Here is a 15,431-nt window from a genome sequence, read left to right on the forward strand (position 1 = left end):
GGTCGCCGGACCTCCGGGAGATGTACCTCTCGTACTTTGGGCCGATCCGAAGTGATACGGCCTCTCGTACCATGATGGGGTGCTCCCCCTTGTGCGCTCCGTGTGGGACGAGCCCCGTCCCCCCGACCCGCCGGCGCGGGTGTGGCGGGACTGGGCACTTGTAGGGGTGCTCGTGCCCGTCGCGCTGCTCGAAGGGCTGCTGCGGCCGGACCTTCCGTGGCGGGTCGTCTCGGTGGCGGTCACCGTGGGGCTCATCCCCACGTTGTTGTGGCGCCGGAGCAGGCCGCTGCTGGTGGTCATGATCGTCTTCGGCACCACGAGCCTGGCCCCGCTGTTGACGGGCGGCGACCCCGTCGAGACGTACACGATGGCCTACCTGTTGCTCGTCGTGTACTCGCTGGTCCGGTGGGGGGCCGGGCGCGAGGCGGTGATCGGGTTTGCGATCATGCTCGTCGCGGTCCTCCTCTCGATCGCCTTCGACCGCCTCGCCCCCGCCGACGTGGTCGCCGCGTTCGCCGTCATGTTCTCCGCCGTCGCCCTGGGCGGGGCGCTCCGTTACCGGGCGAGGGCGAGGATGCGCGAGCTCGACCAGGTCAAGATGCTCGAACGCGAACAACTCGCCCGCGACCTGCACGACATCGTCGCCCACCACGTCTCGGCGATGGCGATCCGCGCCCAGGCCGGCCTCGCCACCTCCGCGTCACGGCCGAACGCCGCGACCGAGGCGCTCCACGTGATCGAGGCCGAGGCGTCGCGCGCCCTCGCCGAGATGCGCGCCATGGTCCGCGTCCTGCGCCGGAACCAACCGGCGGACCTCGCGCCCGGCCGGCGCGTCACCGACCTCCGGCAGCTCGCGAGCCAAGGCGCGTCCGGTCCGTCCGTCGACGTGGAGATCCCGGACGACCTCGGCGAGCTCACCCCGTCGGTCGAGGCCGCGATCTACCGCCTCGCCCAGGAGTCGGTCACCAACGCCCGGCGGCACGCTCGTCACGCCACCCGCGTCGAGGTCCGCGTCACCGCCGACGACACGTCGGTGCGCCTGCGCGTGAGCGACGACGGCGACACCGGTTCCGTGCGCCCGCCCGCGCCACCGGGGTACGGGCTCATCGGCATGATCGAACGCGCCGAGCTGCTCGGCGGCACCTGCGAGGCCGGCCCGAACCCCGATCGAGGCTGGACCGTCACCGCCGTACTGCCCCGGACCGGGGCGGCGGCATGAGCATCCGGGTGCTCGTCGCCGACGACCAGGAGATCGTCCGCACCGGGCTCGTGATGATCCTCGACGCCCAGCCGGACATCGAGGTCGTCGGCGAGGCCGCCGACGGGCGGCGAGCCGTCGAGCTCGCGCGGCGCCTGCGCCCCGACGTGTGCCTGTTCGACATTCGCATGCCCGGCCTCGACGGCATCCAGGCCACCCGCCTCCTCGCCGGGCCGGACGTCGACGACCCCCTCGCCGTCGTCGTCATCACCACGTTCGACCTCGACGAGTACGTCTACGCCGCGCTGCGGGCCGGTGCCCGGGGTTTCCTGCTCAAGGACGCCGGCACCGTCCTGCTCTCCCAGGCCGTCCACGCCGCCGCCGACGGTGACGCGCTCATCGCCCCGAGCGTCACCGCGCGGCTGCTCGGCGCCTTCGCCGACGCCGCGCCCGCCTCACCGTCGCTGCCGCACCCCGTCGAGGCGCTCACGGAACGGGAGGAGCAGATCCTCGTCACCGTGGCGCGGGGGCGGACCAACAGCGAGATCGCCGGCGAGTTCCACATCTCCCTCAGTACCGTGAAAACCCACATCGCGAGCCTGATGGCCAAGCTCGGTGCCCGCAACCGCGTCGAGATCGCCATGTGGGCCTACGAGACCAGACGCGTCAGGAACTGAGCCGGGCGGCGCGGGGAACGGTCCGGATGGTGGCGACCCGTCCGCGAAACAGCCTACGGCGCCCCCGGATGACGGCGGCTCATCGGCGGAACAGCCTGCTCCGGACCGGCCGATCATCCATCGATCGGGCGTACTTTCGGCTGATGAGTCCCTGGTGGGGGTCTTCTACCGTGATTCTCGTGGCACGAGACACCCTCGACGCCACCTGGTCGGCGACGCCTCCGATCCACCGGCACCGGCCATGACGCCGGTCCGCGAGCACGGCGCCCCGGCAGACCCGTACCCCACCCGCGATGGATGAGGAGAATGCGTTGAAAGCGTTCGTCCTGCGCTCGTACGGCTCCCCCGACGTTCTTGACCTGACGGAGATCGACACGCCCGTTCCCGGCGACGGCGAGGTGCTCGTCCGGGTGCGCGCCACCTCCGTCAACCCCTACGACTGGCACAACATGAGAGGCGAGCCGTACATCGCGCGCCTGATGCCCGGCGGCCTGGGGTTCCGCGCCCCGAAGCTCGGAATCCTGGGCGCCGACATGGCCGGGCAGGTCGAGGCGGTCGGCGCGAACGTGACGGCGTTCCGGCCCGGCGACGAGGTGTTCGCGCTGCTCAAGGAGGGCGGCTTCGCAGAGTACGTGTGCGTCCGGGAGGACCGGCTGGCGCCGAAACCGAAGAACCTGTCGTACGAGCAGGCGGCGTCGGTGCCGATGGCGGCGTGCACCGCCCTGCTGGGCCTGCGCGACGACGGACGGATCCAGCCGGGGCAGCGGGTCCTCGTCAACGGCGCCTCGGGAGGGGTGGGGACGTTCGCCGTGCAGATCGCCCGGGCGTTCGGAGCGGAGGTCACCGGCGTCTGCGGCACGAGGAACGTGGGCATGGTCCGCTCGATCGGCGCCGACGAGGTCGTCGACTACACCAAGGAGGACTTCACCCGGAGCGAGCGGCGCTACGACCTCCTGCTGGACGTGGCGGGGGGCCGCCCGGTGTCGGCCTGCCGCCGGGTGCTGACTCCCAAGGGGGCCTACGTCATCGTCGGCGGACCGGGCGGCCGATGGCTGCGGCCCGTCGGTCACATGATCTCGGCTCTCGCGACCGCGCCGCTCGTGTCCCAGCGGACGGTCAGGACGGACGTGGTCCAGTGCACGGAGAACACGAGGAACCTGATGACGCTGACCGAGCTCGTCGAGGCCGGGAAGGTCACCCCGATCATCGACCGGCTCTACCCGTTCGAGGAGATCCAGGCGGCCGTCAGATACCAGGAGGAGGGGCACGTACCGGGAAAGGTCGTCATCACGCTCTGAGACGACGGGCCCGCCACCCGTACGGCGAACGGCCCGCCTCCCCGGGGAGTCCGCGTCGGACGGTTCACGGTCGGACGGTTCACGGTCGGACGGTTCACGGGGAGGAGCCGCTGGGACAGCGCTCCTCCCCGCTCTCCGGTCAGCCGCAGGCGGGCGAGACCGCGCCGGTGAGCGCCCGGTTGGCGTCGCGCACCCGCTTGGCGTCGGGCTTGGTCACGGCCCTGTCGTAGGTCATCAGCCCGTTGATCTCGGTCTCGACGTCGGTGGTCTGGGTGTAGATCGCCGCGCTGAGCCCGTTACAGGCGTGCAGCCTCTCCAGTTCCCTGTTCATCGCGACGTACCGCGCGGTGAGGGCCTCGGAGTCGGGCTCGGTCGCGTAGCCCCAGCCACCGCCGGTCCAGGTGTGGCCGATCACCGGCAGGGCGAGCCCGCCGTACTCGCCGAGAACGGAGGCCCTGGTGGCGCTCGGCTGTCCGGGACTCCCGGGGCCCGGGTAGATGTGGTAGTCGGCCACGTCGCCGTTGCCGCCGTCGACCGCGCCGCAGCAGTTGACACCGCTCATGTTGTTCACCAGCCGGGAGGGGTCCCAGCCCTTGACCTGGTCGGCGAGCCTCGCCTGGTCGTACTGGCCCCAGCCCTCGTTGAGCGTCACCCACATCACGATCGACGGGCTGCCGCGGTGCTGGTCGACCATCTCGCGCAGCTCGGCCTCGAACTGGGCGCGCTCGGCCGCGTTCGAGGTGCCGAACATCGACGGCATGTCCTGCCAGACGAGCAGCCCGAGCCGGTCGGCGTGGTGGTACCAGCGATCGGGCTCGACCTTCACGTGCTTGCGCACGGCGTTGAAGCCGAGCCTCTTGGTCTCCTCCAGGTCGTACTTCAGCGCCCTGTCGGTCGGCGCGGTGTAGATGCCGTCGGGCCAGAACCCCTGGTCGAGCGGGCCGATCTGGAAGACCGGCTCGCCGTTGAGCAGGATCCTGGTCCTGCCGCCAACCTGGCCCGTCGAGATGGTGCGCATCCCGAAGTAGCTCCGCACCCGGTCGGCGCCCTTGAGCTCGACGGTGAGGTCGTAGAGGAACGGGTCGTCCGGCGACCACAGCCTCGGGTTCGGGACGGGGAGCCGCAGCTCCGTGCCGACGGGTCCCGAGACCGTGCCGACCACCCGGTTCCGGTCGCGGGCGGTGACGACGGCCACCCGTCCGGCGGCACCGGACGCCGCCACCGTCACCTTGAGGGCCTGTCCGGCGACGTCGGGCGTGGTGTGCACCGCGTCGATGTGCGCCCTGGCGACGGGCTCGATCCACACCGTCTGCCAGATGCCGGAGGCGGGGGTGTAGAAGATGCCGCCGGGATTGAGCCGCTGCTTGCCGACCGGCTGGCGGCCGGTGTCGGTCCCGTCGGCGACGCCGACGACGAGTTCCTGCTCGCCCCCGGGCCTGAGCGCGTCGGTCACGTCGACCGTGAACCGGTCGTAGCCGCCCTTGTGCGTGCCGACCTGCCTGCCGTTGACGTAGACGGTCGACTCCCAGTCGACGGCGTCGAGGTGCAGCAGCAGCCGGTCCTTCTTCCAGGACCGCGGCACGGTGAAGGTGCGGCGGTACCACATCCGGTCCTCGTGCCTGCCGATCCCGGAGAGCGTCGACTCCACGGGAAACGGCACGACGATCCGCTCGGCCAGGTCACGGCCGGCCGGGACCGCCTCGCCCGCCTCGGCGGCGGCGAACTGCCAGACGCCGTTGAGGCTGCGCCACCTGTCCCTGGTCAGCTGCGGGCGAGGGTACTCGGGCAGCGGGTTACGCGCATCGACGTCCTTCGCCCAGCGCGTCCGCAGGGTGTACGTCGAGTCGTTGACCACCGGCGCGTGGGCGAAGGCCTCCAGCGGGGTGCCGTCGGCCCGGACGATGCCGCCCTGCCCGTCGTAGGAGGCGCGTACGGTGTTGCCCGCCCGGCCGGGCACCGCGAATCCGAGCTTCAGCCTGATCTTCGTCTCACCGTCGAGCGCGGCCGACGTGACCGGCCATCGGGTCCCCGCGACGGTCAGTCCCAGATGCTCGTACGCCCCGGCGGGCAGCGGCTTCAGCCGGACGTCGCCGAAGTCGAGCGTGACGGTGTCGCCCCCGGCGCCGACCGCGGCCGCGGCCGGTCCCGGCGGGTCGAAGCCCTCGGGCAGGAAGAACGCCCCGGCGGGCACGATCTCCTTGGCCTGGCTCGGGCTCTGCCAGCGCAACCGCAGATGGGCGCCGCCGAAGTGCTCGAAATACTCGATCCTGATGTCGTACCGTCTCCCGGCCTCCAGGGCGACGGGGGTGCCGACCTGCTCGACGTCCCAGTCGTCCACCCAGTGGTCGATCACCACCTGACCGTCCACCCAGAGCCGGAAGCCGTTGTCACCGATCATCGAGAACGTGTACGTCTCGGAGTACTCGGGCTCGATCTGACCCGTCCAGCGGACGGCGACGTCGTCCTCCCTTCCGGTGAGGTCCCTGAGCACCGGGTTGAGGTCGGCCAGCTCGATGGCCGGATCGACGACCGTGGCCTTGAGCTCGGCGAAGTCGAACGTTCCCGGAGCGGAGGTGAGGTAGTAGTCGCCGCGCAGACCCTGCCCGCCGGCACGGGCCCACGCCGTCGGCGTCACGACGACCTGCCAGGCCAGGGCGAGGATCATGGTCAACAGGAGGGGGGTTCGTCCGCGCATACGGTGATGCCTTCCCGGTCACAGTCGAGCAGATGGCGATCCGTTGTGACCCAAAAGAAACATCCCTGATGATCCCCGGTCAAGATATCTGATCAAACTCGTTCATATTCGGTCAGAGACAACCTCGCCCTCACAGACCGCCCGTGAACCGCGCAAACCGCCGGGTCCGCCACCCTCGCCGTCCCCACCGGCGCGGGCATCGCGACGATGACGGCCCAGGATCCGGGGGCAGGAGACCCCGATGCCACCGAGACTGGAACATCCATCGGAGCTCCACAGGCCGCCGCGGGCCGAGCGGGAGATCACTGATCGGATTCCGGCCTTCGGCTTCAGACCTCGGTGTCCTTCGGATGACGAGGTGATGCGTGGACGACCCAGACGGTTCGGGTGGCGTCATCGATGACATAGCGGACGCGTCCGCCGCTGGTGACCTCGAATTCCCATTGCTCCAGTTCCTGGCCATTGTGGCGATGAGTCGCGAGATCGCCGCGCAGGCGATGTTGGCGCTCATGATCCGCCCGAGAGCGTGGATCAGCGCGCAGCGCCTCGAAACACCGGCGTGTGTTGCCCAGGGCGTGACGGCACAGTTCCTCCCATCCCTTGACCGCGTCGCCAGTACCGAACCGGATATCCCATTCGCCGTCCGGAGGCGGGACCGTGACCCGGTCACCACGCTTCGGACTCACGCTGAGACCCCTACCGGTCCGAAGTCGCCGCTTGTGGCCTCGCGAGCCTGGGCGTAGCGCGCGGGGTCGGCCTTGATCCGAGCGGTCGCCCGCCAGCCCGCGATGACCTCCTGGGTGGTGACATCGACATCCAGCTCCGCGGCGTCGGAGAGCGCCTCCACCAGTTCCAGGGTGAAGGCACGCAGTTCGGCGGAGGTGAGGTGGCGAACCCAGGGGAAAACCTCGGGCATGGCGATGACCAGCGTGCGGGCGGTCGGATCGTGCTTGATGAGGGCGAGGAACAGGCGGGACGCGGTGGCCAGCGTCTGCCCGCGCTGATCCTCACGATCGGCGGCGGTCAGGTAGAAGTCGGGGGCGTCTCGGTGAGTGATGCGCACTCGACCGAGGCGTGCGGCGCGCTCGGCGACAGCCCGAGGGTTTCTCGACAGGTCCGAGAAGGTGACGGCGTCGGCGTTACTGGTGCTCACCCAACCATCGTAAGTCAGAACACATTCTGATAGACGGTGAACCACGGACAGGACGACCTGCCGTCGCCTGCCGTCGAACCGGGCAGGCCGAACCGTCAGACGACTCACCCCTCCGGCTCTGATCCTGCGTCAAGACGGGTCACAGGGCTTGGCGCCGGTGCCGCCACGGCCACGGTGGCCGGCGTGCCTTCGTCGATCCCGTACTCAGAGCCGCTCGGGCGAGAGGGGCGAAGCGCCTGCGCGAAAGCCGTACGACGGGAAGACGAGGGGAAGACGACGACCTTCGCAGGCCGTGCGCCTGGCAGGCGCCTTCGCTCCGCCGGGCTGGTCGCCTGTCCGCACCCTGTGTCAGGGTGACCAGCCTTTCGGTGGAGTGGGACGGCGCCCCCTCGCGGGCCGTCACCGTCGTCCCCCCGACTGGCGCGAACGCTCCGTCGGCTGAGCACGAACCCGGCCACACCCTGTTCGCCCGGCGGCACCGGCCGTCAGGGGCGCGCCTTCACGGGCCTTTGCCCCTGGCGCGGAAGGCCGCCGTCTTGACGCGGTTCTGGCAGGTGGTGCCGCAGAACCGGCGGGTGCCGTTACGGGAGACGTCCACGTAGACCCGGTCGCAGTGCGGCGCCGTGCACACGCCGAGACGGTCGTGGTAGTCGCTCCCCAGCACGATCGCGAGACCGGTGGCACAGCTCGCCGCCCAGTCGCCCGCCATCGTGCCACCCGGGCCGTGGAAGTGCAGGTGCCACGGCTCCCCGTCGTGACGTTCGAGCATCGGCCGGGCCCGGGTCTCCTCAAGGAGGTCGTTGACTCGCCGGGCGGCGGCGTCGACGTCCCCCGCCGTGACGGCGTCGAAGACCGCGCGCAGCCGGGCCGCGATCCCGTCGAGCTCACCGGCCTCCGCCTCGGTGACCTCCCGATGGTCCGGATAGCCGGTGCGCAGGCCCTCCGTGGCGGCGGCGGCGAGATCGCGCGGCGGCGGGAAGTCGCGGCCCCGCCTCTCTCCCGGGGTCAGCTCGTTGACCAACCCCACCGCCACCCGGACGATCGCATCAGCGTGACTGTTGAAATCCACTTGACCGGTTACATCCTCGCGTTCTAGTGTGTAACTGTCATAAGCTTATACGACAGTCACAAGGAGACGATGGTGCTCACCCACGATGCCGCACTCCGGTGGATCGCACGATGGGACCGCCAGCAGGAGGGCTACCTGCCCGACCGCGAGGAGCGCTTCACCGCGCTGATCGACGCCGTCGAGGCGGCGGGCCGCCCCGATCCGCTGGTCATCGACCTCGGCTGCGGGCCGGGCTCGCTGTCCGCCCGCCTCCTGGAGCGACTGCCCGAGGCGAGGGTGATCTCGGTCGACGCGGACCCGCTGCTGCTCGGCCTCGGCCGGGCCGCCTACCCGCACCTCACCTTCGTCTCCCTCGACCTGCGCACCCCCGGATGGACGGAGTCCCTGGGCCTGGACGGACCGGCCGACGCCGCGGTGAGCACCACCGCGCTGCACTGGATCTCCGGACCGGACCTCAGGAAGATGTACGCCGAGCTGGCGACCGTGCTGCGTCCGGGCGGGCTCCTGCTCAACGGCGACCACCTGGAGACCGACGACACCACCCCGGCCGTCGCCCGCCTCGAACGCGCCGTGCACGACCGGGAGGCCCGGCGCGCGTTCGCCGGCGGCCGTCCCGAGGACTGGCGCCAGTGGTGGGAGGCGGTCGCCGCGGACCCCGCCTTCGCCGAGCTCCACACCGCACGCACCACCGCGGGCGCCGACCATCACGGCTCGGAGTCCTCCCTGCTCTCCGAGCACGTCGAGGCCCTCCGCGACGCCGGGTTCGCCGAGACCGGCACCCTCTGGCAGCGCGGCCACAACCGTCTCCTCTGCGCCGTCCGCGACTGATCCGGCGACCCCGCGACCCGTCGGCCGGTCATCGTCCGGCACCGCCGGCCGGCTGATCGGCGTGGTGAGGAACCGGCCGAAACGGACGCGGTACCGCCCGCCCTCGTCATCGTCCTCATCACCTGCTTCATCACCGCCCGCATTACCAGGACCGGTCCGGACTCCTCCCTTCGCGCCCCGGCCGTTGAACTATCCAGCCCCATTTTCGGCATGAAGTACGCATATCCCCACAAAAGCCGGGATTTATGATTCCTTAGTAAGGTTCGCTGGATGCGTACCCTTTTCATAGCGTTGGCGACCGGCGCGCTCGTGAGCACGTCCCTCACCGGGACCGCGAGCGCGAACTCGGCGGGACCCGTACCGACCGGCGCCGCCGCCTTGACCGGAAACCCGATTTACAAAACCGGCAGGTTCGCCCCCCGGACCTGCGAGGAGCCGTCCGTCCGGGGCGGCGATATCGAATCCGTCCGGATTTATGCCGACACCATGGCCGCCTGCCTCGGTAAGGCATGGCAGGCGCAGTTGAGAAAGGCCGGAATCCCGTTCAGCGCTCCGAAGGTGAGAGTCGCCTACGGAGACCGGATCAAGACCGCCTGCGGCGTCTACCGTCCGGGCGACACGTTCGGCCTGTACTGCCAGAAGAACAGGACCGTCTACCTGATGGTCACCGAGTACGGCATAACGGGTGAGGTCGATTCGCCGCAGATGCTCGAAAGCCTGTCCATCGGATACGGCTACCACGTCCAGCGGCTGATCGGTGTTCTCGCCCAGGAGGCCAGGGTCGCCAAGAAGCTGTCCAAGGCCAAGGCCCTCGCCCTGAGCAGCAGGGTCTCGCTGCAGAACATCTGCTTCGTCGGCGCCTTCGTCGGCAGCGTCTGGGACTCCCTGGACAACAGCAAGAAGAGCGGTCACAAGTCCTTCGTCAACCGGCACACCATGGAGAGCGACGTCGAGGGGAACGGTACGACGAAGAACCGGATCTACTGGCTGGGGCGCGGTTTCGACGCCCAGTCCCCCGGCGCCTGCAACACCTTCGAAGCCCCGGCGTCCAGGGTGGCCTGACCCGGCGGCGGCGAGTCCCCGGGCCTAACCCCGGCCGCCGCCCCGGACGGTCGGCTCACGGTTTCCCATGTTCTCCACCTTGCCCGCCGGGGGCGCCTTGACGGTCACCCGGCTCCCCCACCCGGTGTAACGGGTCTCGACGCTGAGCCGCCTGTCCTCTCCCACCGCCGCGCTGACGTGGGTGCTTCCCGGATAGACGGTGACCAGTCGCCGGGGGAGCCGGTCGGCGCCCAGGGTGAGGGTGAAGCGCAGCACCGCGGTCTTGTCGTTCCCGGACAGCCTGCTCAGGCTGACGTTCCGCATCCAGGGGGAGATCTTCTCAAGCGCGCCGAAACTGATCGCGCCCGAGTAGGTGAGGCCCGTTCGCTTCCCCTTCGCGATCAGGGCCTTCAGGGTCGCGGGCTCGGCCACGTTCACCAACTGCCCGTACCAGCCGGTGAAGCCGGCGTTCATGCCGTTCGGGTGCTTGATCCAGGTCTTGCCCTTCGACGGCGCCCAGGGACCGCCGGAGTAGTAGCTGGTGGTGCCGATCCTGATCGTCCGCTCCGGCTTGGTCAGCCTCCAGATCATGTTGATGGGCATGTCGGCCTCGGCGACGGTGCGCCGCGCACTGGTGTCCGAGGCGACGATCCCGGCCTTGCCGAACTGGAAGGAACCGGTGCGCTTGAGGAAGGACGTGTTTCCCTCGAAGGCCAGCAGGGTGGTGACGTCGGTGAACTTCACCCCCTTGCCCGCGGCGAACCGGCTCTTCAACGCCGCGACCGGATCCGCCGGGGCGGCCTGAGCAGGCGTCACGGCGACGAATGTGGTGGCTCCGGCCGCGGCAGCCACGGCGACGCACGCGATCGCTCGCTTCATCATGATCTCCTTTTGACCTGATACGGGAAGGAGATCCTGTCGAACCTTGATCACGAGCACGTCTCAGAACCAGGACTCCGGCGTAGTCGGGATTCGTTGTGAGGACGGCCCACCGGGGCGGCCCACCGGGAGCGTGCCGGAACCCGCCGGACGCCGCATGCCACCGTCACCGGTCCACGAGACCGCCCGCGGAGGGACGGCTCCGGCCGGTCGGCCGCTTACGGATGAACCATTCGGCCACGGCGAGGTTGATCACCCAGCCGGCGGCCACGAGCAGCGCCCTGGGGAACTCGCCGGGCGTCCCGAAGATCAGGAACCAGGGCAGGTGGGTCAGCGCCTGCGTGCCCGCGCCCAGGCCGATGGCGTAACCGCGAATCATCCAAGCACGATGCCGGGCCACGTCCCGCCGCCGGATCGCGGCGAAGCCGAGAACGATGGACAGGAGCATGGCCGAGCCGAACACGAGCCGGAAGCCGGCGAGGAGATCACCGTCACCGACGGGCCGGGGATAGAACAGGGTCATCCACAGGCCCGAAAGCGCCGCGACGATCCCGCAGAGGACCAGGACCCGCCCGGCGGCGCGGTGCCAGCCCGGCCTCCGGCGGCGGAAACGGGGGGCGAACTGGAAGGCGCCCAGGATGCTGTACACACCGACGCTGAGAATGTGCAGCACCACGGGCAGGGGCATCGCGAAGAACCGCGCGTTCTCCGGTGTGATCTCCGCACCGCCCGCCAGTTCGGTCAGGCGGACGGCTCCGGCGATCATCGGAACGGCGCCGAGCGCGATCAGGCCGGTGCACAGGAGCCAACCCGGCCTGACGGAGGGGGCCGTGGCGACTTCGGCACGGCCACGGACGGCGAAGGTCTCCGCTGTCTTCCGGTCATCCGCCGGTCGGCCGCTTCGCCGCGGCCGCGAGGACGGGGGGCGTCCCGTCGGGCTCTCATCGGTCATGGTCCGATCGTGACGGCCGGGACGGCGGCGGCTCATCGGGAGAACGGCCTGACCCGAGCCGGCCGATCGTCCACTGACAGGGCGTACTTTCGGCCGAAGCCCCGTGAGGTCGCCGGTCCCGTGAGGTCGTCAGTCCCGTAAGGTCACCGGTCCCGTAAGGTCACCGGTCCCGTAAGGTCACCGGTCCCGTGAGGTCACCGGTCCCGTTGGGCACCGCACGGACGGGTCACCCGGCTTGACGCCGGTGACATCGGTGCCGCGCCGGTCGCCCGGGTTCCGTGTCGCGTACCGCCGGTGACGGCGGTTCACTTCACGCGATCACGTCGGCGGACGGAGTGAGCGGGGCCAGCCGTTTGCTGAGCCCGAGGACGGCCTGGGCGGTCCGTGGGTCGGCGGCGGGGGCGAAGGGGGTGACGGGACGGGCCCTGGGGCCGATGACCAGGCCGGTCCGCCCGTCGAGCGAGGCGTCGGACGCGGCGAGGATCGACGGCCGTGCCGCCACCGCCGCGGAGCCGGACGTGGCGTGTTCGAAGACTCGCCGGAGCAGCGGCCAGAGCGGTCGCAGCCCCGGCGAGACGATTCTGGACGACCGCATGGTGCCGTCGGTCATATCGGTGGCCGCGCCACCCGGATCGGCCGCGAAGACCGAGATGCCGGTACCTCGCAGCCGCTCCGCCAGATCCAGCGTGTAAGCGAGGTTGGCGAGCTTCGCCCGGCCGTACCAGTGGAAGCCGTAGTAGCCGCCCGGCGGCTCGACGGCGTCGAAGGAGCGTTTGGCGCCCCGGATCGAACCCGAGGTGACGTTCACGATCCGGCTCGGCCCTCCGGCCCGGAGCGTCTCCAGCAGCGACTCGGTCAGCAGGTACGGAGAGAGGTGGTTCACGGCGAACGACGCCTCGATCCCGTCCACCGTCTGTTGCCGGTCGGCGAACATCGCCCCGACGTTGTTGACCAGGACGTTCAACGGCCCCTCCTCGGCCAGGTGGGCCGCGAGCGCCCGTACGGCATCGAGCGACGCGAGATCCGCGGCGACGAACCTCGCCTTCGGACCGGTCGCGACCGCGTCGATCCGCTCGACCGCGCGGGCGCCCCGCTCGGCGTTCCGGCCCACCACGGTCACCGCGTGACCGCTCGCCGCCAGCCCCATCGCGGTCTCCAGGCCGATTCCCCCGGTCCCCGCCGTCACCACAACCCGTTTGCTCATGGTCTCACCCCTCGCCGGCCACCAACGGATAGCTATCCACTTTCCGAGCCGTACCGTAGCACAAGCGGATGACTATCCGATTGAAAGGGTCGGGCGTGCGGCGGGCGGACTTTCGAACCGGGAGTCCCGGACCGCCGTCAACGCGAGGGGCGCGGATCCCGGGGAGACGCCAACGGAGGGAAGCGCAGCCCCCAGGGGATTCCGGACCACCGTCAACGCGAAGGCGCGGCCCCCGAGGAGATCCCGGAGCACCGTCAAGGTGGAGAGCGCGGACCCTCGAAGAGGTTCCGGATCGCCGTCAGCGGGGAGGGCGCAGCCCCTCAAGGAGAACGCCGAGGTAGACCTCGGCGTACTTGGCGTCGTTGTCGCCGGAGCGGACCGCGTGCTCGATGCCGCAGAGGAGGCGGCGGACGTCGTCCGCCTCGATGTCGTGCCGGATGGCCCCCGCACGGCGGGCGCGGTCGAGCAGCCGCGCGACGGCACCGTCAAGCTCGGCCTTCATCGTCGAGGTCTGCGCGTCGGCGTCACTGGCCGATCCGAGCACCGCCGCGAACCCGGCATCGTCCAGCGCGCGTCCGAGGGTGAAGCGCAGGAGGCGGTGCAGACCAGCGAGCGGATCCTCATCGGCCGCCGCAGCCTGCGCCTCACGGACAAGCTGCTGAAAGCGTTCCGCCAGCAGCACTTCCAGCAGCGCGTGCCGGTTGGGGAAATGCCGGTACACGGTCCCGACGCCCACTCCCGCGAGCCGGGCGATGGTGTTCAGCATGAGCGAGTCGTCGCCTTTGGCCATCTGCTCCCTGGCGACCTGCAACACCCGTGCGCGGTTGCGCGCGGCGTCCGCGCGCAACGTCGGCCCTCGCTCGGCACTTGGTGTCACAGGCTCAGCCTAATGGTTCGCAAACCAGCGGTGGCCTGCGAGGTTCGCGTGGCCGAACGGGAAAACCCGAGGCCGGGACGGGCGAGCCGGGCCTGCCCCCGGAGGCCGCCGGGCCGGCGACCGTCAGGGACACCCCGGACGGGACGGCGTTCGTCGCCGTGCCGTCGGGTCGGGAATCGGCAGGTACGACCACCTCCCGAATGTCGCGACCTCTGGATGGCCGGGCATCGCACCGGGAGGATCGAGGAACGACGGCGACCGTCACAACGGCCGCCGACCCCGCGGCCGACGGCCTCAGCCGGGCAGCGGCCCCAGATCACGCACGACCCGGGCGAAGGCGCGGATGAGGTCGTTCTCCGCTTCGCTGAGCCACACCAGCCCGAACGGCAGCGCGTCCATGTCCCTGACGGGCAGGTAGACGATGTCGGGACGGGAGTAGTAACGGCTCACGTGGACCGGGAAGAGGGAGACCGCGTTCCCCATGGCCGTGTGCATGAAGATGTCCTCGATGTTGCTCACCGGCTCCGTGCGGTCGATCGGCCGGCCCTTCGGGGTGAGCTCGGGAATGTAGCGGTCGAACCAGTAACCGGGCACCGACTCCGCGACCACGTGCTGGTAGTCGCTGATCGCCTCCAGGGATACCGAAGATCGCTTGGCGAGGGGGTGGTCGGCGGCCACGGCCAGCACTCTCGGCTCGGCGAAGAGCAGGGGGCCCACGGTCAGGTCGGGCTCCTCCACGGGGAACCAGGTGACCAGGACGTCGGCCTCCCCGCCACGCAACTGGGCGAACGGATCCGCGTAACCCGACATCCGCAGGCGGAGCTCCCACTGCGGGTGGCGGGTGTGGAACGTCTCCCAGTACCGGCGCAGTTCCTGGAGGTTGGTGGGGAACAGGCTGATCCGGAGCGTCCCCGTCTTGCCCCGGCCGGCCAGCCGGGCCCGCTCCAGGCTCCGCGCCAGGCCCGAGTGCAACTGGCTCAGGTCGTCCCGGAGCTGCTCACCCACCGGCGTCAGCCGTACGTTGCGGCTGTTGCGCACGAAGAGCTCGACGCCGATGGCCCGTTCCTGTTTCTTGATCGCCTGGCTGACGCGGGGCACGGAGACGTGCAGCCGCTCAGCGGTCCGGCCGAAGTGCAGCTCCTCGGCCAGGGTCAGGAAGATCTCGATGTCCCGTAGCTCCACGTGGCTCCCGTCCGTCGCCCCTCCGCCGAGATCGTTCGCTGGGTGCGTAAGTACGACATGTCGGGCTATTGGAGATTATCGAGCTCCAAGCACCCTCGCGAGAAACGGCCACATCGGCCACGGAACCAGGCCGGGCCGAGAGCACCAGCCGAGGCGATCCCCCGATGAAGGCCCGCCCGGCCACGGCGGCCCACCGGCACCGCCTGACCGCCTCCCGGCACGCGTGTTCAAGGGTGCGCCCCCGGCTCACGGGAAAGAAAAATCAGGGGTTAACAGATCGCATGGCAGCCGTCACACTGACGATGTCGTCGCGAACGACACCCTTTCGACGTGAACCGTATTTCCTTGTTCCTTGGTTTCGAGCCGAGACGTGGGAGT

14 protein-coding genes are annotated in these 15,431 nt (G+C 70.2%); 5 read left to right on the top strand and 9 right to left on the bottom strand.

The genetic code is table 11. From position 1 onward, the window contains the following. Positions 1-79 precede the first annotated feature (79 nt). From ACFFRH_RS05000 to ACFFRH_RS05010, 3 genes are all read left to right on the top strand, one after another. Positions 80-1,219 (top strand): sensor histidine kinase, encoded by a 1,140-nt coding sequence (locus ACFFRH_RS05000; RefSeq protein ID WP_386154574.1) that lies wholly within the window; start codon positions 80-82, stop codon positions 1,217-1,219. After that, complete coding sequence (locus ACFFRH_RS05005) at positions 1,216-1,875, top strand: response regulator (protein WP_386154577.1); 660 nt, start codon at positions 1,216-1,218, stop codon at positions 1,873-1,875. The genes ACFFRH_RS05000 and ACFFRH_RS05005 overlap by 4 nt, the downstream gene beginning before the upstream one ends. A 311-nt stretch (positions 1,876-2,186) precedes the next feature. Then, positions 2,187-3,173 carry an NAD(P)-dependent alcohol dehydrogenase gene (locus tag ACFFRH_RS05010; protein WP_344748929.1) on the top strand — a complete coding sequence of 329 codons (987 nt, stop codon included), beginning with the start codon at positions 2,187-2,189 and terminating at the stop codon, positions 3,171-3,173. 139 nt (positions 3,174-3,312) lie between these two features. On the opposite strand, the gene ACFFRH_RS05015 is transcribed toward ACFFRH_RS05010, so the two are convergent. The 4 genes from ACFFRH_RS05015 to ACFFRH_RS05030 form a co-directional block, all read right to left on the bottom strand. Beyond that, on the bottom strand, positions 3,313-5,868 hold the full coding sequence (locus tag ACFFRH_RS05015) for a PA14 domain-containing protein (RefSeq protein ID WP_344748930.1): 2,556 nt from the start codon (positions 5,866-5,868) through the stop codon (positions 3,313-3,315). Between the two features lie 329 nt (positions 5,869-6,197). Further along, positions 6,198-6,554, bottom strand: a complete 357-nt coding sequence (locus ACFFRH_RS05020) for a hypothetical protein (RefSeq protein ID WP_344748931.1) — start codon at positions 6,552-6,554, stop codon at positions 6,198-6,200. Next, positions 6,551-7,021: a hypothetical protein gene (locus ACFFRH_RS05025; RefSeq protein WP_386154582.1), complete on the bottom strand. Its 471-nt coding sequence runs from the start codon at positions 7,019-7,021 to the stop codon at positions 6,551-6,553. Before ACFFRH_RS05025 ends, ACFFRH_RS05020 begins: the two co-directional genes overlap by 4 nt. 499 nt (positions 7,022-7,520) lie before the next feature. Continuing rightward, complete coding sequence (locus tag ACFFRH_RS05030) at positions 7,521-8,090, bottom strand: CGNR zinc finger domain-containing protein (RefSeq protein WP_344748933.1); 570 nt, start codon at positions 8,088-8,090, stop codon at positions 7,521-7,523. 72 nt (positions 8,091-8,162) lie between these two features. Here ACFFRH_RS05030 and ACFFRH_RS05035 point away from each other — a divergent pair, with 72 nt between their 5' ends. Both ACFFRH_RS05035 and ACFFRH_RS05040 read left to right on the top strand, forming a co-directional pair. Beyond that, on the top strand, positions 8,163-8,918 hold the full coding sequence (locus tag ACFFRH_RS05035; RefSeq protein ID WP_344748934.1) for a class I SAM-dependent methyltransferase: 756 nt from the start codon (positions 8,163-8,165) through the stop codon (positions 8,916-8,918). 486 nt (positions 8,919-9,404) lie between these two features. Then, the gene (locus ACFFRH_RS05040; RefSeq protein ID WP_386155053.1) at positions 9,405-9,980 is read left to right on the top strand and encodes a neutral zinc metallopeptidase; all 576 of its coding nucleotides are present in this window, start codon (positions 9,405-9,407) and stop codon (positions 9,978-9,980) included. Between the two features lie 24 nt (positions 9,981-10,004). Here ACFFRH_RS05040 and ACFFRH_RS05045 read toward each other — a convergent pair whose 3' ends face one another. The 5 genes from ACFFRH_RS05045 to ACFFRH_RS05065 all read right to left on the bottom strand — a co-directional run bounded on the left by ACFFRH_RS05045 (position 10,005) and on the right by ACFFRH_RS05065 (position 15,053). Beyond that, on the bottom strand, positions 10,005-10,838 hold the full coding sequence (locus ACFFRH_RS05045; protein WP_344748936.1) for a hypothetical protein: 834 nt from the start codon (positions 10,836-10,838) through the stop codon (positions 10,005-10,007). Positions 10,839-11,004: 166 nt separating this feature from the next. Further along, positions 11,005-11,604 (bottom strand): DUF2306 domain-containing protein, encoded by a 600-nt coding sequence (locus ACFFRH_RS05050; RefSeq protein ID WP_386154586.1) that lies wholly within the window; start codon positions 11,602-11,604, stop codon positions 11,005-11,007. A 496-nt stretch (positions 11,605-12,100) separates the two neighbouring features. Next, a complete protein-coding gene (locus tag ACFFRH_RS05055) occupies positions 12,101-12,994 on the bottom strand; it encodes an SDR family NAD(P)-dependent oxidoreductase (RefSeq protein ID WP_386154589.1) in 894 nt (297 codons plus the stop codon). 298 nt (positions 12,995-13,292) lie between these two features. After that, on the bottom strand, positions 13,293-13,871 hold the full coding sequence (locus ACFFRH_RS05060; protein WP_386154592.1) for a TetR/AcrR family transcriptional regulator: 579 nt from the start codon (positions 13,869-13,871) through the stop codon (positions 13,293-13,295). A 294-nt stretch (positions 13,872-14,165) separates the two neighbouring features. Continuing rightward, complete coding sequence (locus tag ACFFRH_RS05065) at positions 14,166-15,053, bottom strand: LysR family transcriptional regulator (protein ID WP_344748939.1); 888 nt, start codon at positions 15,051-15,053, stop codon at positions 14,166-14,168. Positions 15,054-15,431: the final 378 nt, after the last annotated feature.

This window comes from Streptosporangium vulgare (assembly GCF_042428775.1).
GTDB lineage: Bacteria > Actinomycetota > Actinomycetes > Streptosporangiales > Streptosporangiaceae > Streptosporangium > Streptosporangium vulgare.

Coding starts and splice junctions, on each gene's coding strand:
- ACFFRH_RS05005 (WP_386154577.1), top strand. CDS start 1,216: ATGAGCATCCGGGTGCTCGTCGCCGACGACCAGGAGATCGTCCGCACC.
- ACFFRH_RS05015 (WP_344748930.1), bottom strand. CDS start 5,868: ATGCGCGGACGAACCCCCCTCCTGTTGACCATGATCCTCGCCCTGGCC.
- ACFFRH_RS05040 (WP_386155053.1), top strand. CDS start 9,405: ATGGCCGCCTGCCTCGGTAAGGCATGGCAGGCGCAGTTGAGAAAGGCC.
- ACFFRH_RS05045 (WP_344748936.1), bottom strand. CDS start 10,838: ATGAAGCGAGCGATCGCGTGCGTCGCCGTGGCTGCCGCGGCCGGAGCC.
- ACFFRH_RS05050 (WP_386154586.1), bottom strand. CDS start 11,604: ATGATCGCCGGAGCCGTCCGCCTGACCGAACTGGCGGGCGGTGCGGAG.
- ACFFRH_RS05055 (WP_386154589.1), bottom strand. CDS start 12,994: ATGAGCAAACGGGTTGTGGTGACGGCGGGGACCGGGGGAATCGGCCTG.